The sequence below is a fragment of the Devosia sp. LjRoot3 genome (assembly GCF_964252865.1).
Classification (GTDB): Bacteria; Pseudomonadota; Alphaproteobacteria; order Rhizobiales; family Devosiaceae; genus Devosia.
Genome location: NZ_CAXUPK020000005.1, coordinates 423,934 through 448,650, shown reverse-complemented (window position 1 = coordinate 448,650; position 24,717 = coordinate 423,934). Strand labels below are relative to the sequence as shown.

The window sequence follows — 24,717 nt, the reverse complement described above, 5'->3', positions numbered from 1 at the left end:
TTCAAACTAATGAACCGACGACTGATTGGAGGAAGAAATGAATAAGTCTGCAATTGCCTTTGCCGTCTCTAGTGTCTTTTGTGCAATAATTACTGCAACTCCGGTCATGGCGCAGGGAGAGCCTTCGTCACTTGATGCGATCATTGCCAAGGGCAAGCTTCTCGTCTGCACATCCTTCTCGACCCCGCCGTATGGCATCACCGACGCCGACCTTAAGCCTGCTGGCTTCGACATCGCGGTTGCCAATCTCTTGGCGCGCGATCTCGCTGTGGAGCTCGAGCTTGTAGACGTGGCGTCGCAGGCTCGCATTCCGAGCCTGACAGCCGGCAATTGCGACATCCTGATCTCGTCCTTTGGCGTGACGGCCGAGCGCGCGAAGACCGTTTGGTACTCTGTGCCGATCTATGTCGACACACAGACCGTGATCGCCCCCTCGAGCACCACTTTTTCCTCCTACGAAGACCTGGTTGGGAAGAATATCGGTGTCACCCGCGGTTCCACCAACGACACGCTGCTGACCGAAAAGGCGCTGCCGGGGACCAACATCATGCGTTTCGAGGACGCTGCGACCGGCAACCAAGCCCTGTTCTCCGGCCAAGTCGATGGCATCGTCTCGGGCACCGCCGCAGCCTTCACCATCACCAAAGAAACGGACGCCTTCAAGCCGCAGTTCCCCATGCGCACCTCGCCGATGGGCGTCGGTATCCGTAAAGGCGAGAGCGACCTCCTGCAGTGGGTGAATACCGAGATTATGCTGCTGTGGAACTCGGGCGATCTGCAGGCCGCTCAGCAGGAGTGGATCGGCACGGTCAACGAGAACCTGCCCGACTACTGGTTCTAATCCTCCCAGGTGGCGGGCCTTGGTCCGCCGCCTCCCCATTTTAGCGGAGAATATCCATGGTTGCCCCGATTAGGGTCGCGACACTGGGCAACGCATTCCTCGATCGCATTCTCTATGTCGCCAACCTGCCGGTCGAACCGAGCAAGATGCGCGTAAAGGGACAGCTGGAAACCGGTGGCGGCATTGCCGCAACGGCAGCGGTAGCCTGCGCTAGGCTCGGTGCTGATACGGCTTGTTATAGCCGCGTTGGCGACGACCTGGCGGGTGAAGAAATTATCCGCCGCCTGAGTGAGGCCGGGGTTGCGACAGATCAGGTGCGCCAGTTCAAACGTGGTCGTAGCCCGCAAGGCACGATCATCGTCGAGAGCAGCGGCGAGCGCATGGGCTTTGGATTCATGGGCGAAGGTTGGTCAGATGACGCTGATTGGCTTGATTTATCCAAGCTCGACGGCGTTGACGCGGTGATGGCCGACTACAGCTGGTGGCAGGGAGCCACCGCCATTTTCAACGCGGCGCGCGACCGCGGCGCAAAATCGGTCCTGGATGCCGACATCAACGATATCGAAGCGGTGCAGCGGCTGCTGCCGATCGCCGACCATGTCGTCTTCTCGGAGCGTTGCCTGGCGCAGCTCACCGGCCATCAGGACAAGAGTCTGGGTCTCGAGGCGGCTGCACGTAAAACCAAAGGCCATGTGTCCGTGACCGCCGGCGAGGAAGGTTTCTACTGGCTCGAGCAAGGTCATACGCGGCACCTGCCGGCCTTCAAGGTCAAGGCGCTGGATACAAATGGCGCTGGCGACGTCTTTCACGGCGCCTACACGGTGGCCGTCGCCGAGGGGCGCAGCGTCGAGCAGGCCGGGCGCTTCGCAAGCGCCGCGGCTGCACTCAAATGCGCGAAAGGCAGTGGCTGGGAAAGCATTGCCAATCGCTCTGAAGTCGATCTCTTTCTGAACGGAGCATAATGATGAAGATTTCGCCCGGTAAGCTCTGGAGCTTGCGCCGCCTGTCCGACGACAGCGGTCGGTTCAAGATGTTGGCGATGGACCAGACAGGTCCTATCGTCAACCCGATCAAGCAGAAGCGCGGCGTGGATGTTGCCCCGTTCTCTGACGTTTCCGCCGTCAAGGGCATGCTGGCGGAATATCTCGCCCCGCACACCTCGGCTGTGCTCGTCGATCCACCCTTCGGCTACGCCAGTGCAGTGCACGCCATCCCGCCGCGTACTGGCCTTATCCTCGCGACCGAGTGGGCAACGTGGGTTGTCACCGAAGGCGGTCGGAAGTCGTCCAATATTCCGCAGTGGGATGCTGGCGAGATCCGAAAGATCGGTGCCGACGCCGTCAAGGTCAACCTGTGGTTCCGCTCCGACATCGATCCGGAAGTACGGGCACACCAGCTGGCCTATCTGCAGTCCGTCAAGGACGCCTGCAAGGCCAATGACATTGTCTTCCTGCTCGAATTCCTCATCTATCCCTTCCCGCAGGAAGACCCGAACTTCGTTGTACAGAACCGCACGAAGATGGTGCTGGAAGCTCTGTCCGACCCCGATGTGATGAATCCCGACGGCGTCGATGTGTACAAGCTCGAAGCTCCAATCCATGTCCACAACGTGCCGGATCCGGATGGTCCGGAAGCGGCGGCGGTCCAGAAGATTTTTGACCAAATGGCCAGCAATCTCAAACGTCCCTGGGTACTCCTGAGCGCGGGCGCGGGCCCGGAAGACTTCCTCAAGAAGCTCGTCTACGCATATCGCGCCGGGGCCAGCGGTTACCTCGCTGGACGCGCGATCTGGGCCCAAGCCTTCGATCAGTTCCCGGACATGAACGCCATGGAAGCGAAGCTCAAAAACGAGGCTGTTCCGTTCATGCAGCGTGTCAACGAGCTGACCGAGCGGATGGCTCGCCCCTGGCAGGAACACCCTTCTTGGCAGGGTGCGGTTGAAATGGATCCTGCCGGCCCCGACTTCGCAAAGCTCTACGGCAAGGCCAAGTAAGATTTGAGGCGGCTCCTTCGTGGGAGCCGCCTTGTTTACGTGCCCCAAGCGCACCCAATCACCTGAGTGACTTTGAGAGACAAAATGAGCGCATTGCACAAGAACCTGATCAACGGCGAATGGGTTGGCGCAGACGGTACCGAGAACATCAACCCGTCCAATCTCAACGAAGTGGTCGGCGTCTATGCCCGCGCCACGGTCGAAGAGACCAAGCAAGCCATTGCTGCCGCCAAGGCCGCGTTCCCGGCCTGGTCGCGCTCGGGCATCCTTGAGCGCCATGCGATCCTGCGCAAGACCGCCGACGAAATCCTCGCCCGCAAGCAGGAACTCGGCGAACTGCTGAGCCGCGAAGAAGGCAAGACCCTGCCGGAAGGCATCGGCGAAGTGACCCGTGCCGGCCAGATTTTTGATTTCTTTGCCGGTGAAGTGCTGCGTCTTTCGGGCGAAGTGCTTCCCTCGGTTCGTCCCGGCGTTGGCGTCGAAATCACCCGCGAGCCGCTGGGTGTCATCGGCATCATCACGCCGTGGAATTTCCCGATCGCCATCCCGTCGTGGAAGATTGCTCCGGCGCTGGCCTATGGCAATACCGTGGTGATCAAGCCAGCTGATCTGGTGCCGGGCTCAACTTGGGCGATCGTCGACATTCTTGTTCGTGCGGGCCTGCCGAAGGGTGTGCTGAACCTTGTCATGGGCAAAGGATCGGTCGTTGGGCAGACCATGCTCGACAGCAAGGACGTCAACGCCATCTCGTTCACCGGTTCGGTGGGTACGGGCAAGCGCGTTGCGGCCGCTTCGATCGAGCACACCCGCAAGTTCCAGCTCGAAATGGGCGGCAAGAACCCGACCATCGTGCTCGATGATGCTGATCTCAAGGTTGCCGTTGAAACCGTTGCGCAGTCGGCCTTCTTCTCGACCGGTCAGCGCTGCACCGCGGCTTCGCGCGTGATCGTCACTGCTGGTATTCACGACGCATTCGTGGAGGCTCTCGCCGAGCGTACTCGCAACCTGCGTGTTGGCGATGCCCTTGATAAGAATACGGAAATCGGCCCGGTGGTCGATCCGAGCCAGCTCAAGCAGGACACCGACTACATCGAAATCGGCAAGAGCGAAGGTGCTAAGCTCGTCGCTGGTGGAGAGCGCGTGAAGGCGTCGACGGAAGGCTACTTCCTGCAGCCGACGCTGTTCACCGAAGCGACCAATTCCATGCGTATCGCTCGCGAAGAAATATTTGGGCCGGTGGCGGCGGTGATCAAGGTGAAGGATTACGAAGAGGCGCTAGCGACGTCCAACGACACGGAATTCGGCCTGTCGGCCGGTATCGTGACGACCTCGCTGAAGTACGCGACGCACTTCAAGCGCAATTCGGAAGCCGGCATGGTGATGGTCAACGTGCCGACCGCCGGTGTCGACTTCCACGTGCCCTTTGGCGGTCGCAAGGGCTCTTCCTACGGTCCGCGCGAGCAGGGACGTTATGCGTCGGAGTTCTTTACCATCGTGAAGACGAGCTACACCGCAGCCAACTGAGCTGCCGCGGAAAATCGAGTTAGCGTGGGGCCCGCTGGGCCCTCGCTATGGTGCTAGCGAAAATTCAGTTTCTCGGCGCCGAGCTTCTCCGAGGGACAAGTCTTGGCTCTACGACGAAGTGTTGCGGCGTTGTCCGACCTTCTATCCGCTCGAACAGATAACGCGCCGCCTGCAGGCCAAGCAATTCTCCAGACTGATCGATACTCGTCAGGCTGTTCTGCGCATATTGAGCATGAGTGGTATTGTCGTATCCAACGATGGCGAGATCATTCGGGATCGACAATCCCATCTCCGTGGCGATGCTTATCACCTCGATGGCGACGAGGTCCGACCAGCAGAAAAGCGCGTCCGGTCGGTTGGGCGACCTAAGCAACCGGGCGACAGAGAGGCCAATCTCCCTCACAGTGCGGCCGGTTCGAGTTATGGAAACGTGCTGTTCCAACCCGTGCACCTGCATGGCTTGGCGGTAGCCCACCTCGCGCTCGTGGACGATGGTGGAACTGGACGAGCTAAGGCTGAGCATTCCTACGGACTGGTAGCCATTCTCCACCAAGTGCTCGACGGCTAGCATCGCGCCCAAGCGGTCATCGTTATTGACCGTATCGAAAGCAACCCTTGGTGGCGCCCGGTGCCCAATTGCTACCAGCGGAATCTCGGTGGCGATGTCGCTGAGGTGATCGATATTCTCGGTTGTACCCACCAGCACCACGCCATCCATCTGCCGATCAATCATTGAGTCGATGACGGCCCCTTCTACAGCTACGGTTGATTGGCTTACGCCAAGGAGCAGCTGGTATTGTGTCCGTTCGAATGCAGCGTTTATCCCGGTTAGAATATCAGCGAAGAAATTGTTCCTCAGGTCTGGCAGCACCACGCCGATTGTGAACGTTTGTCCCCGCATGCCGCGTGCCGAGGCCTTGGGGCGATAGCCCAGGCGGTCCATCGACGCCTGTACCTTTTCCCGCATAGCGTCACTGACGCCGTAGGCATCTCGCATCACCTTAGACACCGCGGCCACGGAGACATGGGCGTCGGCTGCCACATCCTTAATGGTGATGTTTTTCCGTCTTGCAGTGTCCGATACCATCGGAATCCCCCCCGAACGAGCAAGACTCCGATGTAAATCATTCCACATAAAAGGACCTGATCATCGCCGTCGTGTTGTGGCGCTGATGTTAGCGCAAGTGATGGACTTTGTATCGTATCGCGCAGTTTCTCGCCAAAACATTGTTGATTTTTTTGGGTCGATGGAACAGGATCACGTAGAACATTATACAAAAAGGTCTCGATTTTCACTGTTCCGGGTGCGCCCCGGTTGCCCTGAGGAGTCCGCAAGGATGGGCAGAGTGGGAGTCGTACGGGTGGCCGGCCCCTGCGACGGTCAAGTGGAGAAAATACGTCCGGGTTGTCCTGGCGATAGGGAGGAAATCGATGAATAGAAGAGTTGGCAGCCCGCAGAGGGCGCTCATGCTGGGTCTCTCGATAGCTGTGGTAATGTCTGGCACCGCGCTAGCGCAGAGTACGACATTGTCATTTCTGATCGACAATGGCTCACATACCGTCGCTACGGCCGAGGCACTCGTGGCAGCGTTTGAGTCCGCTAACCCTGACGTTAACATCGAGATTGAGACACGGCCTGGCGGCGGCGAAGGCGACAATATCATCAAGACGCGTCTCTCGACGCAGACCATGGCCGACGTATTCATCTACAATTCGGGATCGCTGTTCCAAGCGATCAATCCCCAGCAAACGCTTGTGGATTTGACTGCCGAGCCCTTCATGGCTGATGTGCTCGACAGCTTCAAACAGACGGTGACGGCTCCAGATGGGACCGTTCGGGGCGTGCCGTATGGTACAGCCATGGGCGGGGGCATCTACTACCACATCCCCACCTACAATGAGCTCGGCCTCTCGGTTCCCAAGACCTGGGACGAGTTTATGGCCAACAATGAGGCCATCAAAGCCGCCGGCAAGGTGCCGGTCATCCAGACCTATCGCGACACCTGGACAAGCCAGTTATTCGTTTTGGCCGACTTCTACAACGTCAGTGCCGCCCAGCCAGATTTCGCTGCCCAGTACACAGCCGGTCAAGCAAAGTTCGCGACAAGCAAAGCAGCGATAGCCGGGTTCGAGCGCCTCGAGGCAACGGCAAAGGCAGGCTATTTCAACGCTGACTTTGGCGCTGCGAGCTACGAGGATGGCATTCGCATGATCGCCAACGGGGAGGGTGCGCACTATCCGATGCTGACCTTCGCTATCACCGCAATCATCGACGCCTATCCGGACAAGGTGAATGACGTTGGTTTCTTTGCCCAACCGGGCCCGAATGCGGACGAAAATGGCCTGACAGTGTGGATGCCGGGCGGCATCTACATCCCACAAACGACTTCCAACTTGGACATGGCCAAGAAGTTTGTGGCCTTCGTGGCCAGCGTCGAGGGCTGTGACATCCAGACCAAAGCGGGCGGTGCCAACGGCCCCTATCTCGTAAAAGGATGCACGCTACCGGAAGATGTGGCGGTCTCGGTTTCAGACATGCTTCCCTATTTCGCCGAAGGCGGAAAGAACGGGCCTGCGCTGGAATTCCTGTCGCCGATCAAGGGGCCGGCATTGGAGCAGATAACGGTTGAGATCGGATCAGGCATCCGAACCGCCGCCGACGGCGCTGCTCTGTACGACGAGGATGTGAAAAAGCAAGCGCAGCAGTTGGGCCTGCCTGGCTGGTAACTCTCCAGCCTCTGGACCCCGGGATGCTTGAATGTCCCGGGGTTACTATTGCCTGTCGACGACGCATTCCTCTCACGGCTGAGATTTTCTCGTAGGTAGCAGGAGGCACCGTCTGTGAACGGTTTGGTCGGCTATTTACAAGAATGGTATCAGGCGTTGGGCATTCTTGCATTCGGTCGTTTTGGGGCTGCAAATTCCCCACTGGTCCGTTCTGCCAGGCGGCCAGATCCAGTCCTCTGGTGTTCCAACACGGTAGCCGTCATCTACCTCAAGAACCTCGGCCGTATGCTCAATGACAATTCCAAATGGGTCTACAAAATAGAGGAAAACATTGTCACCGGGGCCATGGCGCCCAGGTCCCCAACCGATCGGATACCCAGCGTCCCTAATCCTGCCGCCAGCCTTCATGACGCTCTCCAGATCGTCGTGAAGGAACGCCACATGATTGAGCGTATCCACGCTGTCTTCGGCTAGAACAATTGCGTGGTGGTCGGCATTGGTTCGCAAAAAGGCCATCTGCTTTGTACGATCTGTGACCTGAAATCCCATACCATCGCGCAAGAACGCGATATCTGCCTCGATCGCGGAGGTGTTGATGTTGATATGGGCCAAACGCGTCGGTGCATGCTCAAGTCCGGGGTGAGGAGGCGCCGGTTGGTCACCCTGAACCAAGGAGAAACGCCTCCCTCGAGGGTCCCGGAACGAGAAGCCATCGCCGAGGCCTGAACCCGATCCGTCGATTGGCTGAAGAGCGCTCGCGCCTGCTGCGGCGACCCGGGACCGCAACTGGTCAAGGTTTGTCATCGCGTCGATGCGAAATGTCACGCCTTCTACGGCAGGACTGTCACCTTTGCGAAGCGCCAGAAGGTAAGCGTCGTTTCCCCTGCCACGTAGAAGGACGCGGTCGCCTTCGCGATCACCGACCTCTAGGCCCCAAACATTGGTATAGAAGTCGCAGGCGCGATCTAGGTCGGGGACCTGCAGATCGACGCTCCTTAACGCCGATATCGGAAAACGGGGCGCCGCACTCATTATGCTGCGTCCTCTGAAACGACGTGGCTGTTCAGGGAGCCCACGCCCGAAATGCGCACCTCGATTTGGTCGCCCGCCTTCATCCAAACCGGTGGATTGCGTTTGGCGCCAACACCACCGGGCGTTCCGGTGGCGATGACATCACCTGGGCTCAACTGCGTGAATGCGGAAACATAAGCAATGATTGTCGCGATCGGGAACAACATATGGTCCAGGGTCGCAGACTGCATGCGAATACCGTTGAGATAGGATTCGACGCGGATCGAATCCATGTCGGTAAGCTCGTCCGGGGTGACCAACTCTGGTCCGAACACGCCAGTGCCTGGGAAATTCTTCCCGGGGATAAATTGACGAGTGTGCCACTGCCAATCGCGGAGGGACGCATCGTTGAAGCAGCTGTATCCGGCGATGTGATTGAGCGCGTCGGCTTCGGAGATGTTTCGTCCACCCTTGCCAATGACGACGGCCAGCTCAGCCTCATAGTCCAGGCTACTCGAGACAGTGGGGAGCACGATCGGGAAATCTGCGCCGACCAAGGTGTCGGCGAACCGGGTGAAGATTGACGGGTGCTCGGTTGCATCACGACCGGTCTCCACGCGGTGCTCTTCGTAATTGTGGCCGACGCAGAGAATCTTTGACGGATTGGGCACAACTGGCAGGAGCTTCACAGTGTTACGGGCCACGCGGGGGCCATCGTTCATATCTCCCAGGAGGCCGACACTGATGGCGGTCTTGAGGTCTGGGGCGAGCGCGTCGAGGTCGATGATATCCTCACCGTCAACGCGTCCCCAAGAAGTCTTGTTACCGGTCTGAAAGCTGACAAAACGCATGATTTCTCAATTCAAGTCTGGAGGAAGCACTAGGCGAAGACTGGGCTTGGCCGATTGACGAGATGGGTGCCGAAGGCCTCGATCTGCCTCGACAGATCTGCCGCCGAGTTGGCGACGATGCCGACATAGAAGTCGGGCCGGACGAGCACTGCGACCGCGTCACGCTGATCCAGCCACCCCCTGACAAAGCCGGTTGCGTCGGTCAGGTTATCCATATCGAATGTCCTGGCACCGATGGCGGTCAGAACGTCCTGTGCCACCGGCGTCAGCTCTATGAGGCCGTCAATGAGCAGGACCCAGCCGCCGCCAGTCACATCATCAAGCTTTTGCTCGGGGGCGACCTGCGGGTTGATAAAGCGCTCGCCCGGCCTATGCGGGAAGAGTGGCGAAGCAATTGGGGCGATTAGCTCAGATGCAGAACGGATGTCCTTCTGTCCGCGAATACGCAAATCTCTCTCGGCCGCTTTGCTCGCATCCAGCTCGCAGATGTAACGACCCGCATCGATAGCGGCGTGGATGACGTGGCGCACCTGAGCTTCACGCTCGATCTGGTAGGTGTCTAGAACCGCGGCACCCAATGTCCCATTGGAAACGCCAGCCAACTTCCATGCAAGGTTCGCCGCATCGCGCAGGCCATGGCACATACCCTGGCCGAAGAATGGGGGCGTTTGGTGGGCGCTATCGCCTGCTAGGAAGACGCGCCCCTTGCGCCATTGCTCGGCCACCAGGCCATGGAACCGGTAGGTCGCTGCGCGTATAATCTTGTGCGATGCGCCCGAGACCCAAGGTGCGACGAGCTCGGCGACATTGGATGGCTCGGCCATGTGCGCGTCGTCTTCACCAGGAAGAAGCATAAACTCCCAGCGACGGTGATTGCCACGGCCTGGAACGATGGTGGCGGGCCGTTGTGGGTCGCACATCATCAGCGACAGGTTTTGGAGATTTGCGCCCGCGGGGACGAGGGAGAAGTCTGGAAAGCTTATGGGTCCATCGACTTCGGCGTCGACCACCAGCCATGGTTCGTTGAAATCGAGGTCATCGAGTTTGATCGACAGAGAACGCCGAACAGTCGAGCGAGCACCATCGCAGCCAATCACCCAGCGCGATTGGACTTGTGTTCCATCGGCAAGGGACAGCGTAACGATCTCATCGTTCTGCTGCACATTCAGCACCTCGGCGCCAAGGCGGAGTTCGACGTTGTCGAAACGCTCTAGACCTTGGCGCAACACGCCTTCGAGCTCGGGCTGGTAGAAGAAGTAGTCGTTAGCGTAGCCGAATGGGCGAGGGGCGCCTGCCACGGACAGGAACCTGATCACGCCATGATCGGCCCCTATGTGGATGTGTCCATCACCAGCGCGCGCCTTCTCCAGAATTTGATCGGCCAGGCCGATGTCGCTGAACAACCGAACCATCTCATGGTCGATATGTACCGCTCGGGGCAGGGCGTAGGGCGCACTGTCGCGATCGAGAACGAGTATCCGCAGGCCTGACTTTCCCAGTGCGTTGGCCGCGAAAGCACCAATCGGCCCGCAACCTACGATCACTACGTCCCAAACCATTCAAAGTCTCCCTTGGCGCAAGGCGCAATATGCCTGTGCAAGGGGCGCACGATGCCGTGGTGCGGCCGGGCGATAAAATAATATATCTTTCGACATCCATAAGCGCAGCAAATGGAAGGTCAGCTCTGAGTGCAGCTAGGCATTCCATAAGCAGGGTTTATCGTGAACTCAGATTCGATTATTGGACGAATGGATTGGCTTTCTCCCATGTTCAACGTCCAGATGAAGTGGAGGAGGCCTTCTCCCCACTTCCATGGGAGGAACAATATGAATGTTATGCGCGTGGCCGCTCTAGGCCTGGTACTTTCCGTTTCGCAGCCGGTCCTGGCACAGGAAATCAAGGGCGAAGTCATCCACCAGTGGACGTCTGCAGCGGAGTCTGCCGGTGTGCAGGAACTCGCTCGCAAGTTCGAAGAGCTCGGCGGCACGTGGGTCGACAACGCCATCTCCGGTGGCCCCGCAGCTCGTTCGACCGCTGTGAATCGCGTTCTGGGCGGCAATCCGCCAGCCGCGATGCTGTTCAACACCGGTGCCCAGTTTATTGAACTGCAGCAGAATGGTCTGCTTCGTGACCTGAACGACATTGCCGAAGCGAACGACTGGGCAAATCTTATGCCTCGTGCACTTCTGGACGCCTCGACCGTCGATGGCCATGTGTGGGCACTGCCGATCTCCGGCAATGGTGCCAATTGGTTCTGGTTTAATAAAGCCGTGCTCGACAAGCTCGGTGCCACCGAGCCGACCAATTGGGACGAGACCTTCGCCGTTCTCGACAAGGCCAAGGAAGCGGGCATCGTTCCCTTCGCTGCGGCCGGCGAGCCGCGCTGGGAGCGGTTGCTGTACAATGCCGTTGTCCTGGGAGTGGCGGGTCGCGACGTTTATGTGGACGTCATCTACAATCAGAATGCCGATGCGGTGCGCAGCGAAGCATACCGGAAGGCGGTTGATGTCTTCTCGCGCCTTCGTGGTTATGTCGACGCTGGCAGCCCGGGCCGTTCGTGGCCGGACTCGGCCAATCTCGTGATCAGCGGCTCGGCGCTGATGACTCAGGGTGGCACCTGGCTGAACGGAGCATTCCTTTCGGCGGGTCTCGAGCCGGGTGTCGACTATGAATGCGCTATTATCGGTGCGGATCAAGGCATGGTCATTTCCGGCGACGTCTTCCTGTTCCCAAATGATGAGGGACAAAAGCCTGCGCAGGACTTGTTGATCCAGGCCTTCTCTGACCCGGCGACCCAGACAGCATTTGCCAAGGCAAACGGAACGATCCCCATTCTCAAGGGTGCCGATGCGTCGGACCTGAACTCCTGCATCGCTGAAGCGTCTGGCTACTTTGCCAATCCCGAACTGTCTGCCGGCGGCGACCAGATGATCTTCTCACCCGCTGTGGTCGGTGCGGTCGAGGATGCAATCACGCGCTTCTGGAACAATGGTGGGCTCGATGAGGACCAGTTCATCGAAGCCTATGCCAACGGTCTCGCCGCTCAATAATTAACGCATATCGAGCGGCCGGCTCTTTCTCAAGGGCCGGCCGTATTCTTTGGACTGGAGTTTGCCATGCTCGCAAGAGCGCCTTCCCGCGACAGAATAAATGCCGCCCTGACCCTGCTACCAGTGGCCATAGTGGTGCTCTCGGTCTACGTGGGCGGTACGCTCTGGGCAGCAGGTATCTCTTTCACTCGCTCATCGATGCTGCCGAACTACAACTTCGTCGGTTTCGCTCAATATGCGACCCTCTTCGCAAATGCCCGGTGGCAGGTTTCCCTGACCAATATGCTGGTGTTTGGGGCCACATTCATACCGGTAACCCTGCTTCTCGGTTACGCAATGGCCGCACTCATAAATCGCGGCATCAAGGGGGAGAACATCCTCCGGACCATCTATCTCTACCCATTCGCCATGTCGTTCATCGTTACTGGACTCGTCTGGCGCTGGATTCTCAATCCGACGTTCGGCATCCAGGATATTGCCCATCGCCTGGGCTTTACCGGGGTGACTTTCGACTGGATCGTTGACGCGCGCTTCGCACTTTTCACAATCGTCTTTGCTGCCATCTGGCACACCGCAGGACTGGTTATGGTGGTCATCCTTGCGGGACTACGCGGGGTGGATGACGATCTCTGGAAAGCCATTCGCATCGAAGGCATTCCTGCTTGGCGTGCCCACCTATTCATCATTGCGCCGACCATTTCGGCCAGCATCGCCACCGCCGTTGTTCTTATGTCGCTGGCAGTGGTGCGTCTGTTCGACATCGTCGTCGCAATGACCGGGGGCGGCCCAGGCATTGCGACCGATGTGCCGGCAAAGTTTATTCTCGACCATCTCTTCGAGCGCCAGCAGGTTGGTCTTGCATCAGCTGCCGCCACGGTTCTGCTCGTGCTGGTGCTCGCTGTCGCAATCCCGATCATCTATCTGCAAAACCGCAAGTCCCGGAGCGCCCGATGAGCCAGCTTGCCCCGACGCCTCCCCAACGGTCCGAAACGACCCGCAAGCTGCTGCGTGTACTGACCTATGTCGTTCTGATCGCCATCGCCCTCATAGCGCTCCTGCCACTGTACGTCATGATCGTGACTTCCTTCAAGTCGGTGGAGGAAATCAGGACTTCGATGATCATTGCGCTGCCTGAGGCGCTTGATTTCAGCCATTGGACAAAGGCCTGGAGTTCGGCCTGTACCGGACTGCGCTGCGAAGGACTTCAGGCTGGATTCTGGAATTCTGTCCTGATTACGATACCCAGTGTCATCCTCGCGATTTCAGCTGGCGCCATAACTGGTTATGCCCTCAGTTTCTGGCGCGTGCCTTTCGGCAACGTGCTGTTCGGTGTGCTGCTCATCGGTGGTTTCTTTCCCTACCAAGTTCTTGTCTATCCGTTGGTCCGCATTACCTCGAGCATCGGCATCTTCAACTCGCTCCCTGGCGTGATCGCTGTCCACGTCGTTTTTGCTCTGCCAGTGGTGACGCTTCTCTTCAGAAACTACTTCGCCACGATTCCGGCAGAGCTATTCAAGGCTGCGCGGGTCGATGGGGCAGGGTACTGGCGCATTTTCAGGTCCATCATCCTGCCGATGTCGGTACCCATCATCGCCGTTGCGGCCATCCTGCAAGTGACATTCATTTGGAACGACTACCTGGTGGGCCTGGTGTTCGGCGGTATCAACTATGCACCGATGACAGTGCAGCTGAACAACATCGTACACTCCGTTTATGGAGAGCGCGAATACAACGTCGAAATGGCAGCGACCTTGCTGACTTCGATTGTTCCACTTCTTGTCTATTTTACATCTGGCCGCTGGTTCGTCCGCGGTGTCGCCGCCGGCGCGGTAAAGGGTTAACTCCATGTCACAGGTACAAATTCGCGGCGTCAGCGTCCATTATGGCCAGCACGAGGTATTACAACGCCTTGATCTCGATATTGCTAAGTCCGAGTTCATCGTCCTCCTGGGGCCATCGGGTTGCGGCAAGTCGACCTTGCTCAACGCGATTGCCGGACTTCAGGAGGTCTCGTCAGGGACCATCGAAATTGGTGGTCACGATGTAACCCGCGTTGAGCCCAAAGATCGCGGCATCGCAATGGTGTTCCAGTCCTATGCGCTCTATCCGCGAATGACTGTCCGGGACAACCTGTCCTTCGGTCTCAAGGTCGCCAAGGTTGCGAAGACAGAGATTGAGAGGCGTGTGGGCGAGGTGGCTCGCATGCTGCAAATTGAAGCTCTTCTCGACCGGCGACCGGCCGAGCTTTCCGGGGGACAGCGTCAGCGAGTTGCTATCGGTCGCGCCGTTGTGCGGGAGGCGAAGGTGTTCCTGTTCGACGAGCCCTTGTCCAACCTCGACGCTCAGCTGCGCGCCGACCTCCGCGTCGAGATCAAGCGCCTGCATCAACGGCTTTCCGCGACGATGATCTATGTGACGCACGACCAGATCGAAGCCATGACCCTGGCAGACCGCATCGCGGTGATGAAGGATCGCGTGATCCAGCAACTCGGAACGCCCGACGAAATCTATCGTAAGCCGGCTAACACCTTCGTGGCCCGTTTTGTCGGTTCACCCGCCATGAACCTCATGCCAGCGATGGCACGCGCCGAAGCAGGCGGGCTGTCAGTCGAGATTGACGGTAAGTCGTTTCCAGTAGACGCAGACGCCAAAGCCACCCACGATCAGGCACTGACTGTTGGCATCAGGCCCGAGCATCTGCGCGTCGATGTCGCTGACAATGGCGGTATCAACGGCGTTATCGACGTGATCGAACCAATGGGCCCTGAGAAGCTGGTTTGGATCAAACTGGGTGATCAGGTGCTTTGTGCCAAGCTCGATGCCTCGTTTGGCCAAAAGGCTGGCGATCAGGTCTGGTTGAGCGCTCAGTCAGAGAACATTCACGTCTTCGACAAGCAGAGCGGAGTTCGACTGTGAAGGGCTCGGTGAAGCAAGACCAGCTGATCGCTGCACCGTTTAACCTCGATGTGCCGGCGCTCAATTGGGTAATGTCGACTTTTGCGTCTCTGACCACGGACCAGAAGCTCGGCCAGATCATCCTGCCGCTTTGTCGGGATCTTTCTCCTGCAGCGATCGACGCGGCCCTGGCCTATCATGTCGGTGGCATCCACCGGATGCCTGCTCGCGAAGAGCAGGATCTGCGTGTAAGCGGCGAATATGCCCAACGCAGGAGTTCGATCCCGCTGCTGATGAGCTGCGATATCGAGTTCTCGGAAAAGAGCAGCGTCAAGGCAGGTACTCCCTTTCCAAACCAGATGGCCGTCGCAGCGACCAAAGACCCAGTGGACGCTGAACGCATGGGCACCATCGCAGCTCGCGAAGGTGGTTACCTCGGGTTCAACGTCACGTGGACCCCTGTTGCCGATCTCTGTCTGAATTTCAGATCCAATGTCGTCAACACCCGGGCCTTTGGCGAAGATCCCGACATGGTGGCCGAATTGGCGCGTGCCTATCACAAGGGCGCAGGAGAAAACGGGTTTGCCCGGTCCATCAAGCACTGGCCGGGTGACGGATTGGACGACCGCGATCAGCATTTCGCCACGACCCACAATACGCTTTCGCTTGATGCGTGGCGCCAGTCTTTCGGTGCTGTATATGCCGACGCCATTGCCAATGGCGTGCAGGTGGTCATGTCCGGTCACATAACTCTGAAGGCATACGGTCAATCACTCGGGGGGAAGGCTCGCAGTCAAGTCCAGATGCCGGCGACGTTGAATGCCGACCTCAATCTTGGTTTGCTGCGGGGTGAGTATGGCTTCAATGGAGTCATTGTCTCCGACGCAACCGGTATGGTCGGTTTTGAGGCCTGTGGGCACCGTCGCGACATCGTGCCGGCGTGCATTGAGAATGGTTGCGACATTCTCTTGTTTCCAAATGATCTGGCAGAAGACTTCGGCTACCTGCGCGATGGTTTGAATGACGGTAGACTATCGGAAGGCCGGCTCGACGATGCAGTTTTGCGCATTCTGGCGCTCAAGGCATCGCTGGGACTACATCTGACGGGAGGCGCCCTGCCGGCCGAAGACCAGCGTCCTCACCTCTTGGGCAGTGCTGAGCACGCGGATTGGTCACGCGCAGTTTCTGAGCGGACGATAACCCTGGTTAAAGACACACAAAATCTCCTCCCGCTTGATCCAGCGCGTCATCGTCGTATCCTGATTGCGCAATTCGAAGAGCGCCATAGTCCCTCGGGTCCTCTGCCTCAACTGCAGGTCGGAGAGATGTTAGAGGCCGCAGGTTTCGAGGTTGCCTATCATAAGCGTGGTCAGGCCATAGATGCTTCTGCCCACGACATTGGCCTTTACCTCGTCGGTGAAGAAGGGGTCTCTGCGAAAGAGAACCTTGGGCCGCAGTGGGAACGCCTGCATGGGAACTTCCCACTGTCGATGGAGCGCTTGTGGGCCTACATGCCAACGGTCTTCGTTTCCCTGGGCACGCCATATCTCCTCTACCACATGCCCGAATGCAGAACCTTCGTGAACGCTTATGCGGCCGTTACCCCTGTGCAGCAGGCGTTGGTGAAAGCCCTGACTGGCCAAATTCCTTTCACCGGCACTAGCCCGGTTGATGTCTTCTGCGGCTTGGAAGAGGCGCGCTCCTGATGGTTAGCCGCCTTGCCAGTTCGATCACCTTGCAGCAGGCAGACACCATTGTCTCGGCGGCTCTGGCCTACGGCGAAGAAAGGGCCCTGCAGCCGCTGGCTATCTGCGTTCTTGATTCTGGCGGCCAGATTGTTGTCGCCAAAAGACAAGATGGGGCCGGATTGCTAAGGCTGGATATTGCCCTGGGTAAGGCCTGGGGCGCATTGGGAATGGGGCTGCCGTCGCGGACCATCGCTGAACGACTTGGGGGGCAACCGGCCTTCCTTTCGGCGTTGACGGTCGCGGCAGAGGGCAAGCTGGTCCCAGGTCTTGCGGGAATTCTGATCGTCGATGACGATGAAACCGTTATCGGGGCCGTTGGTGTCAGCGGCGACATTGGCGAGCGTGACGAAGAAGCGGCGATAGCCGGTCTCGCCGCAGCGGGTCTGCAATACCATGCTTGAGGGCAACGCCGCCTCGGAGGCGAAGCGCGTCCTTAGCGTAGGGATCACTTCAACAGACAGAACGCGTGCGATCATCGACGGACGCGTGACCATTCCCGGCATCGACATGAAGCTCACGATCGATGAGCCGCAAGCGCTGTTCAGGTCGGGGCAGGTTGGTCACCAACTCGATGTTGCCGAAATGTCCCTCGGAACTCATCTGCTCCAGACGGACATGGGCACCGCCGCCTATTGGGCAATACCAATCTACCTATCTCGCGCATTTAGGCACGGCAGCATCTTTGTACGCAGCGACCGTTCGATCCTGGCGCCGGCCAATCTCAATGGTCGTCGCATTGGCATCGCTGGTTTCCAACAAACGGCGACCATATGGGCCAGGGGAATTCTGGCGGAACATTACGGGCTCGATCTCGCCAGCGTCTCATGGATCGTCGGCGGCGTCGATGCGCCAGGCAATCTGGAACGTACCACGCTTCCCGCTGGCGTTCCGCGCCATCTAGAGCCGGCCGGCGACGACAAGACGCTCAACGCCATGCTGCTCGCGGGCGAGATCGACGCAATCATCTCCCCTGCGCCGCCAGTCGGTGCACGAGGAGCGGATGCGCCCATAAAATCGCTGTTCGGGAACTGCGCTGAAGAAGAGCGCCAGTACTTTGCGAAGACCGGCATATTTCCGGTGATGCATGTCTTGGGTATCAAGAAGGCACAAGCCGACGACGACATCGTTGCTGGGCTTTTTGATGCCTTTACGGCGGCAAAGAACCTGGCGCAGAGCGAGCTTCTGAAAGGCAATTACCTTCGCGTCAGCCTGCCTTGGGTAGCAGATGAAGCGCGTCGCACGATCGAAGTCATGGGCGAGAATCCATGGAGCTACGGTCTGGCTCAGAACCGGGCGGGACTAGAGGCCATGCTACGGTATGCCTGTGCCGACGGCCTTATTGGTGCTGACCGCACAGTGGAATCGCTATTTTACCCTGCCAGCCTGACCATGGCCGAGCGCTCAAACGGTTGAGCCAGACCGAATCCGGTTTCGCACGACTTCCCCCATACATAATGCTAGCTAATGGAAAAGCGTGTCGAACCCACTAGGGATAATGGATCTCAATCCACAGCAGCTGCGGTATTTGCTAGCCATCAGCCGGGCCGGTTCGTTTGTGAAAGCGGCGGAAACGCTGAACATCTCACAGCCCGCGCTATCCATTGCTATCTCACGACTAGAGGATGTGGTCAGCGCCAAGCTCTTGGAGCGTGGGCGTCATGGCGCGCAATTGACCAATGCGGGGCAGCAACTCATTCGACACGCCGAGAGCGTGGAAATGGTGCTGCAGGCAGCGCGCGACGAAATGCGGCTCTTCGATCATGGTGTCGCCGGTCCTTTCACTGTTGGGGGTACGCCTCTTGGGACTGCAAGCATCATCCCCGACGTCATCGCTCAGCTGTGCCAGGAGTTCCCGCAGGTCAACATCCGCGTCATTGAGGGGGTCGACGAGGAGCTAATCGGCCGCTTGCTGCGTCACGAATTGGACGTGGCTATCAGCAATTTGGGCCTGACCACCAATCCTTCGGAGATTGAAGGCATCCCACTTTTTAAAGCTCGAGCGGTCGCGGTTGTGCGACCAGGTCATGAATACGCTGGCCGCAAGATGCTAACGCTAGAGGATCTGGCTACCCAAGTTTGTGTTTTGCCCCCAAAGGGCGGGGCATTTCGCTTGCAGATCGAGGCACTGTTCACGACACATGGCTTACCGTTTCCAACCAATGTGATTGAAGCTGCCCCATTCGGAGTGCTCAAGGAAGTCGTTCGCCGGTCGGGTGGAGTGACAATCCTGTCCGACCAGATCGTACGCTCCGAACTCCTGAGCGGGGCGCTTATTGCGATCCCGCTCAAGGCTCAAATCGCCGAGAGGACGTTTGGGTTGCAAATCCTAAAAGGTCGCGCGCTAGGCACTTTGGCTCGACGCTTTGTTGAGATTGCAACCCAGGTCGCCCCAGACTACTCGATGACGTAACCGTCACGGCAATGCACCGTCGCAATGCTTTCGGCATTGAACCTAGCCAAGACGCCAAGATCAGGCTGATACGGCGAATGTGATCGTATGAGCGCCCGCGGGAAGCTTGGCATTCTGCGGAATGGCTTTGCCGTTTAGCAAGACGTTCTCGTAGGCGGGTGGGAGCCGAAGTGTGCCCGAAGACCCTTCAGGGACCACCACGCGGTACGTCACCCTCTCGCCTTCGAGTTCCCATGACGCAGAAATACGCCCACGAACAGAATCGTAGTGCGCCGACACCGGAGAGAGGCTGGGCACGATCGTGGGGGAGAAGACTATGTTCTCGAATCCCGGCGCCTCTGGATCGGGTCGAAAACCCCCTAGCGACTCGAAAAACCACTCACACACTGCACCGAATGCGTAGTGGTTCAGCGAGTTCATTTCAGGATCGAATGGCCGACCATCCGGCTGAATACTGTCCCACCTTTCCCAGATGGTAGTGGCTCCCATTTTGACTTGATACAGCCATCCAGGAAGTTCTTCCTGAAGGAGGAGTTGTGCCGCCAAATCACCTGCGCCCACCTTCGAAAGTGCCGGCAATAGGGCAGGGGTGCCAATGAACCCGGTGCCAAGCCTACCTCCGGTGCGTTCAACGGCATTTCGGAAGAATTTGACGGCGCCAGGTATTTTGTCGGCCGGCACGAGGTCGTGTAATAGCGCCAACGCGTAGGAAGTTTGATCGTCGTACACCAGACGTCCGGATGGTGTGACGAACTCGTTGGCGAAGGCGGCATGCACCTCTTCACGCATGTCGGCGAACCGCTTCACCTGAGCGGGGCTGCCGACCAATTTGGCGGTCTGCTCTGCGATGCTCAAGCTGATGAAAAGATAGAGCGTAGCCGCAGCGTCATCGCCGATGGTGGGCAAAGCCTTCATTCCGATTGATTTGGGCTGCAGCCAATCGCCGAGGCAATATCCCCGCGTACCGGGGATTGCCGGTGGACGCACAATTCCGTTTTTCACCAGCGACCAGACGAAGTCGATCCACCTCTCCATGGCAGGCAGCGTTTCGGCCAGAATGTCGGTGTCGCCATAGTGGAGATAGAGTCGCCATGGAATAATGGTGATCGCGTCGCCCCAACCAGTCGATCCCCGTTGCAACCTCTTGCCAGGTTTCACGCGAACGACATGAGGCGAGGTGTGAGAAATGGCACCATCGGGAGCCTGATCGACCATTAAGTCCCGGAGGAACTTGACGAGGATGTCATGGCTATCTGCGAGGTAACAGCTCGTGGCGGCGAAGACCTGCGCGTCACCGCTGTAGCCCAGCCTCTCGTCGCGCTGCGGGCAATCGATTGGAACGTCGAGAAAATTCGATCGCTGGGACCAGATGGCATTCTCGACAAGTCGATTTACGAGTGGGTTGCTACAGGAGAAAGCTGCCGTGGCAACGGGAAGCGACGAAATTGGAATTGATTCCAGACGCGTAACGGAAGCATTTCCTTTCACCGATACTCGGGCGTATCTGAAGCCCTGGAACGTGAAGCTGGGGCTGTAGTCAAGGACGCCATTGCCATCAAGATTCAGCGCTAGGATTGCTTCTGCAGTCCTATAGTTTTCATTGTAGAATTGCCCGAGCTCGTCGAGGGTTTCCGCATGCTCCACCAGGATTTCGGACGATCCTTCGGACGAGGCGGAAAGGCGAACATATCCAGCTGTATTCTGACCGAAATCGTAGATCCAGCGACCTTCATCGTCCTGCCATTTCTCTGCCACCGACAACGGCGGTAATTCCTGGACCGGAGCACACTCGTGGGGCAGGAGCAGCTGGGTATTAAAATCCAGCGCAACGACGCCGGCCGATGCTGTGCCCCGGTGCGTGGCATCATAGATTTCGCCAAAGTAGAGCTGTGATTTCCGGATCGCTGTCTCCCCGCTCGACCAGCTCTCGTCGGTCGCAAGGAGCATATCCTCGAGGTCTGCACCGCGACGGACCTCTGCGATTGCACCGATTTTTGTGCCCCAAACATTCACGCGACGTTCTTCGATCCACATCAAGGGCGCCCGGTACCAGCCGTCTGCGATCCATATCTCGAGGGTGTTCTCACCAACTTGCAGCAGTTCGGCCACTGAGTAGCTTTGGTAAGAGATGCGGGCATCGTAGGTGGTCCAACCGGGCGTCAGGACATCATGGCCTACGCGGTTTCCATTGAGAAATGCTCGGTACATCCCCAAGGCCGATACACGCAGCAGCTCTGATCCCATTATCTCGGTCACAGTAAAATTGCGAACGAGCCGATAGGCCGGGCCGCCCTCACCAGCATCGTTCTCAGGCCCAATCATTTTCGCAAGCCACATAGGCGTGGCAGCTTTCATATTAGTGGCTGGCAAAGACTTTCCCCTTCCAATAGTCAGCGTCTGACCTGCTCCAGGTGGACGCTCGAGACGGCGTTCCTCCGGCGAAGCCAGCCATTTCATTTCATGGATTGACATCACCCCTCAATTGCTGCGAGCAATACCTTATTATCACATCGCAAGAAAGATGCTGATGATCCCCTCGATCTGCTCGAACGAGCCAAGCGAGGAGGTGGCCGTTGCTTGGGAGAGCACGGACCTAGTGCAACGAGGCTCTAAGCGGAGGTCGCTCGGTCTGAGCGGGCAGTGGGGCCAGGGAGGAATGATGGATAAAAGATTGAGTGCCACCTTTGGTGGCGCGTTGTTGCTTGCCACGTCGACACTTTGTGTCATCGCGCAAGAATATCACGAAGCGCCCGCTCTGGCTGACCTTGTCGCCGCCGGTTCGCTTCCCGCATTGGAAGATCGCCTGCCCGACAATCCTGAAGTGGTTTACCCGCTGACGGAGACCGGCACTTATGGCGGTGTGCTGCGCTTCGGTCTTCGCGGCAGTTCCGACCACAATCACATTCTGCGCCTGCTTGGTGCGCAGGGCCTGGTGCGCTGGAATCCGACATTCACAGAAGTGGTTCCAAACCTCGCCGAGCGCTGGGAGATTGAGGACGAGGGTAAGGTTTTCACCTTCCATCTCCGCAAGGGTCTGAAGTGGTCGGATGGATCGCCCTTTACGGCCGATGACGTGCTGTTCAACATCAATGATCTGGTGCTCAACACCGAGTTCGCGCCGACACCGCCGCGCTACATGATTGGCGGCAAGCCGATCGCCGTCGAAAAGATCGATGATGCGACCGTGCGTTTTACCTTCACCGCCCCCTATGGCGACTTCCTCGCCGAACTAGCTACGCCGCAGGGTCAACATCCTGTAATGTATGCCAAGCACTACTGTTCGCAGTTTTTGCCAGCCTACAACGACAATGTCGCGGACCTCGTCGCTGCGAATGGCACGGGTGATTGGCAAACGTTGTTCCTACAGAAGTGCGGCGACATCGAAACTCCGGCTCGCTGGGGAAATGTCGACCGCCCAACCATGGACCCGTGGGTTGTAACCTCACCCTATACCGGTGGCGCAACCCAGGTTGTTCTCGGACGAAATCCCTATTTCTGGCAGGTCGATACCGAGGGCAATCAGCTCCCCTACCTTGATAAACTCTCTGCCGAGGTTTCTCAGGATGTAGAGAGCCTGATCCTGGCGGTCATTGGCGGCAATATCGACTTTGCTCTTCGTCACATCGACGGCCCGGCCAACCGCCCAGTGCTGTTCGAGAACCAGGAGAAGGGCGGCTATCGCATGTTTGCCGCGGACCCGGGCGGCGGCACGCAGATGGTGATCAACTTCAACCTCACGCATCCCGATCCGGAAATGCGGGAGCTGTTCAACACCAAGGATTTCCGTGTTGCGCTCTCGATCGGCATCGACCGCCAGGAGGTTTTTGACACCGCGCTCCTCGGTTTGGGAGAACCGTGGCAGATCGGCGACTTCGAAGGCTATCCCTATTATCACGAGCAGCTCTCAACCCAGTATCTGGAGTACGATCAGGATCAGGCGAATGCTCTGCTCGACGGTATCGGGCTTGAGCGCGGTGACGATGGCATCCGTCGTCTGCCTAGTGGTAAGCCAGTGAAATTCCTGATCGACGTGATCCCGACGCTCACGCCGGACCACGTGGACCAGCTCGAGATCATCACCCGTCAGTGGGATGCGCTCGGCATCGATGTCGACATCAATACGCTTGAACGCAGCTTCTTCTTCGAGCGTGCGACATACGGCAATCAGCACGATGCGGCTGTGTGGGATGCCCTAGGCGCCAAGATGATCGGCATACCGGACGTTGTCCCTGCGGGCATTGGGCCTCTGTGGGCTGTTGACTGGGCCAAATGGTACACCTCTGGCGGCAAGGAAGGCGAAGAACCGAACGAAAGTGTCGCTGAACGCCTGCGTCTCTGGGATGAGGCACGCAGCGTTGTCGACATGGACACCAAGATCGAGCTCCGGCGCCAGATCAACCAGCTAGCCGCGGACGCGTTCGAGACGATTGGTGTTGCCAAGGCGATGACTACCTACGGCATCGTCAAGAGGAACCTGGTGAACGTCCCTGAAACCATGCCGAGCAGCTTCTTCTATCCCACGCCTGGGCCGACGCTGCTGCAGACCTGGTTCTACAAGTAGCAGGAAGCCGGACAAAGAACGTCGGTCGCTCCTCCCTAGCGGCGGCCGGCAGAAGCCCGCGCAGAGCACTTGTCCTCCCGCCCTGCGCGGGCATCCCAAGCCAACCCGGTGAGTCATGCTTCTCAACTACATTTTCCGCCGCATCATATGGTCGATACCATTCATGTTTGCAGCCTCTCTGGTTGCCTTCGCGCTCATAACGCTGCCGCCTGGCGACTATGCGACGACCTATGCGCAGTCTCTGGCACAGTCGGGTGATATCGTTGATACCGCCAGATTGAACGCGCTGCGTGAGCGCTTTGGCCTCGATCAGCCGTTCTTCGTCCAATACTTCAAGTGGATCGGCGGTGTGCTGCAGGGAGACTTCGGTGTCTCATTTGAGTGGCAACAGCCTGTGGCCACCCTGATCTGGGAGCGGCTTGGCCTATCGTTCTTCCTTGAGATTTCGACCCTGGTTTTTGCCTGGAGCGTCGCTCTGCCGCTCGGCATTTACTCGGCGGTCCGTAAGTACTCTGTGGGCGACTACCTCGCTTCCATCATCGGTTTTATTGGCCTTGCGGTGCCAAATTTCCTCATCGCGCTCGTCCTGATGTACGTCGCTGTCGTGCATTTCGGATCCGATGTCTCTGGCCTCTTCTCGCCGGAATACCGGGATGCGCCATGGTCCTGGGCAAAGTTCGTCAATCTCCTCGGTCACATGTGGATACCGATTGTGATCCTGGGCACCAGCACCGTCGCTGGGCTGACCCGCATCATGCGCGCCAATCTGCTCGACGAACTACACAAACCCTATGTGGCAACGGCTCGTGCCAAGGGGCTGTCCGAGTTTCAGCTCATCCTCAAATACCCTGTGCGGCTCGCCCTGAATCCCTTTGTTTCAACTATCGGCTGGGCATTTCCGCAGCTGATCTCGGGCGCCGTCATCACGTCCTTCGTTCTGGGATTGCCGACCTCCGGACCATTGCTGTTGCAGGCTTTGCTGGCTCAAGACATGTACCTCGCAGGAGCATTCATCCTGCTGCTGAGCTGCTTCGCAATCATTGGGATGCTGGTTTCTGACATCCTCCTTGCCCTCGTCGACCCCCGCATCCGGTACAGGTGATTTC

20 protein-coding genes are annotated in these 24,717 nt (G+C 58.3%); 15 read left to right on the top strand and 5 right to left on the bottom strand.

Going from position 1 to position 24,717, the window contains the following annotated elements; genetic code table 11:
* Positions 1–37 precede the first annotated feature (37 nt).
* From ACSQ2A_RS19530 to ACSQ2A_RS19515, 4 genes are all read left to right on the top strand, one after another.
* Positions 38–841, top strand: a complete 804-nt coding sequence (locus ACSQ2A_RS19530; protein WP_436073563.1) for a transporter substrate-binding domain-containing protein — start codon at positions 38–40, stop codon at positions 839–841.
* 56 nt (positions 842–897) lie between these two features.
* The gene (locus tag ACSQ2A_RS19525; protein ID WP_436073562.1) at positions 898–1,803 is read left to right on the top strand and encodes a PfkB family carbohydrate kinase; all 906 of its coding nucleotides are present in this window, start codon (positions 898–900) and stop codon (positions 1,801–1,803) included.
* A gap of 2 nt (positions 1,804–1,805) precedes the next feature.
* The gene (locus tag ACSQ2A_RS19520) at positions 1,806–2,834 is read left to right on the top strand and encodes a tagatose 1,6-diphosphate aldolase (RefSeq protein WP_436073561.1); all 1,029 of its coding nucleotides are present in this window, start codon (positions 1,806–1,808) and stop codon (positions 2,832–2,834) included.
* Positions 2,835–2,918: 84 nt separating this feature from the next.
* Positions 2,919–4,358 carry an aldehyde dehydrogenase family protein gene (locus ACSQ2A_RS19515; RefSeq protein WP_436073560.1) on the top strand — a complete coding sequence of 480 codons (1,440 nt, stop codon included), beginning with the start codon at positions 2,919–2,921 and terminating at the stop codon, positions 4,356–4,358.
* 64 nt (positions 4,359–4,422) lie between these two features.
* Here ACSQ2A_RS19515 and ACSQ2A_RS19510 read toward each other — a convergent pair whose 3' ends face one another.
* On the bottom strand, positions 4,423–5,445 hold the full coding sequence (locus tag ACSQ2A_RS19510) for a LacI family DNA-binding transcriptional regulator (RefSeq protein WP_436073559.1): 1,023 nt from the start codon (positions 5,443–5,445) through the stop codon (positions 4,423–4,425).
* A gap of 344 nt (positions 5,446–5,789) precedes the next feature.
* Between ACSQ2A_RS19510 and ACSQ2A_RS19505 the strand changes: the two genes are divergently transcribed.
* Entirely contained in the window at positions 5,790–7,085 is a 1,296-nt protein-coding gene (locus tag ACSQ2A_RS19505) for an ABC transporter substrate-binding protein (RefSeq protein WP_436073558.1), read from the top strand.
* A 135-nt stretch (positions 7,086–7,220) separates the two neighbouring features.
* On the opposite strand, the gene ACSQ2A_RS19500 is transcribed toward ACSQ2A_RS19505, so the two are convergent.
* The 3 genes from ACSQ2A_RS19500 to mhpA are packed head-to-tail and all read right to left on the bottom strand — an operon-like array spanning position 7,221 to position 10,506.
* Positions 7,221–8,117: a VOC family protein gene (locus ACSQ2A_RS19500; protein ID WP_436073557.1), complete on the bottom strand. Its 897-nt coding sequence runs from the start codon at positions 8,115–8,117 to the stop codon at positions 7,221–7,223.
* Complete coding sequence (locus ACSQ2A_RS19495; protein WP_436073556.1) at positions 8,117–8,947, bottom strand: fumarylacetoacetate hydrolase family protein; 831 nt, start codon at positions 8,945–8,947, stop codon at positions 8,117–8,119. The genes ACSQ2A_RS19500 and ACSQ2A_RS19495 overlap by 1 nt, the downstream gene beginning before the upstream one ends.
* Before the next feature lie 29 nt (positions 8,948–8,976).
* Complete coding sequence (gene mhpA / locus ACSQ2A_RS19490; protein ID WP_436073555.1) at positions 8,977–10,506, bottom strand: bifunctional 3-(3-hydroxy-phenyl)propionate/3-hydroxycinnamic acid hydroxylase; 1,530 nt, start codon at positions 10,504–10,506, stop codon at positions 8,977–8,979.
* A gap of 267 nt (positions 10,507–10,773) precedes the next feature.
* On the opposite strand from mhpA, the gene ACSQ2A_RS19485 reads away from it, so the two are divergent.
* The 8 genes from ACSQ2A_RS19485 to ACSQ2A_RS19450 all read left to right on the top strand — a co-directional run bounded on the left by ACSQ2A_RS19485 (position 10,774) and on the right by ACSQ2A_RS19450 (position 19,050).
* Positions 10,774–11,997, top strand: coding sequence for an ABC transporter substrate-binding protein (locus ACSQ2A_RS19485; protein WP_436073554.1), 1,224 nt, complete (start codon positions 10,774–10,776; stop codon positions 11,995–11,997).
* A gap of 66 nt (positions 11,998–12,063) precedes the next feature.
* Positions 12,064–12,951 carry a carbohydrate ABC transporter permease gene (locus ACSQ2A_RS19480; RefSeq protein WP_436073553.1) on the top strand — a complete coding sequence of 296 codons (888 nt, stop codon included), beginning with the start codon at positions 12,064–12,066 and terminating at the stop codon, positions 12,949–12,951.
* Positions 12,948–13,838, top strand: coding sequence for a carbohydrate ABC transporter permease (locus ACSQ2A_RS19475; protein WP_436073552.1), 891 nt, complete (start codon positions 12,948–12,950; stop codon positions 13,836–13,838). Before ACSQ2A_RS19480 ends, ACSQ2A_RS19475 begins: the two co-directional genes overlap by 4 nt.
* Positions 13,839–13,842: 4 nt before the next feature.
* Positions 13,843–14,913 carry an ABC transporter ATP-binding protein gene (locus tag ACSQ2A_RS19470; RefSeq protein WP_436073551.1) on the top strand — a complete coding sequence of 357 codons (1,071 nt, stop codon included), beginning with the start codon at positions 13,843–13,845 and terminating at the stop codon, positions 14,911–14,913.
* A complete protein-coding gene (locus tag ACSQ2A_RS19465) occupies positions 14,910–16,598 on the top strand; it encodes a glycoside hydrolase family 3 protein (protein WP_436073550.1) in 1,689 nt (562 codons plus the stop codon). The genes ACSQ2A_RS19470 and ACSQ2A_RS19465 overlap by 4 nt, the downstream gene beginning before the upstream one ends.
* On the top strand, positions 16,598–17,041 hold the full coding sequence (locus ACSQ2A_RS19460; RefSeq protein ID WP_436073549.1) for a GlcG/HbpS family heme-binding protein: 444 nt from the start codon (positions 16,598–16,600) through the stop codon (positions 17,039–17,041). Before ACSQ2A_RS19465 ends, ACSQ2A_RS19460 begins: the two co-directional genes overlap by 1 nt.
* Positions 17,034–18,053 (top strand): hypothetical protein, encoded by a 1,020-nt coding sequence (locus tag ACSQ2A_RS19455; protein WP_436073548.1) that lies wholly within the window; start codon positions 17,034–17,036, stop codon positions 18,051–18,053. The genes ACSQ2A_RS19460 and ACSQ2A_RS19455 overlap by 8 nt, the downstream gene beginning before the upstream one ends.
* An 82-nt stretch (positions 18,054–18,135) precedes the next feature.
* On the top strand, positions 18,136–19,050 hold the full coding sequence (locus ACSQ2A_RS19450; RefSeq protein WP_436073547.1) for a LysR family transcriptional regulator: 915 nt from the start codon (positions 18,136–18,138) through the stop codon (positions 19,048–19,050).
* 60 nt (positions 19,051–19,110) lie between these two features.
* Here ACSQ2A_RS19450 and ACSQ2A_RS19445 read toward each other — a convergent pair whose 3' ends face one another.
* A complete protein-coding gene (locus ACSQ2A_RS19445; RefSeq protein ID WP_436073546.1) occupies positions 19,111–21,522 on the bottom strand; it encodes a family 78 glycoside hydrolase catalytic domain in 2,412 nt (803 codons plus the stop codon).
* 184 nt (positions 21,523–21,706) lie between these two features.
* Between ACSQ2A_RS19445 and ACSQ2A_RS19440 the strand changes: the two genes are divergently transcribed.
* Complete coding sequence (locus tag ACSQ2A_RS19440; protein ID WP_436073600.1) at positions 21,707–23,611, top strand: ABC transporter substrate-binding protein; 1,905 nt, start codon at positions 21,707–21,709, stop codon at positions 23,609–23,611.
* Positions 23,612–23,726: 115 nt separating this feature from the next.
* The gene (locus ACSQ2A_RS19435; protein WP_436073545.1) at positions 23,727–24,713 is read left to right on the top strand and encodes an ABC transporter permease; all 987 of its coding nucleotides are present in this window, start codon (positions 23,727–23,729) and stop codon (positions 24,711–24,713) included.
* The last annotated feature ends 4 nt before the right edge of the window (positions 24,714–24,717 follow it).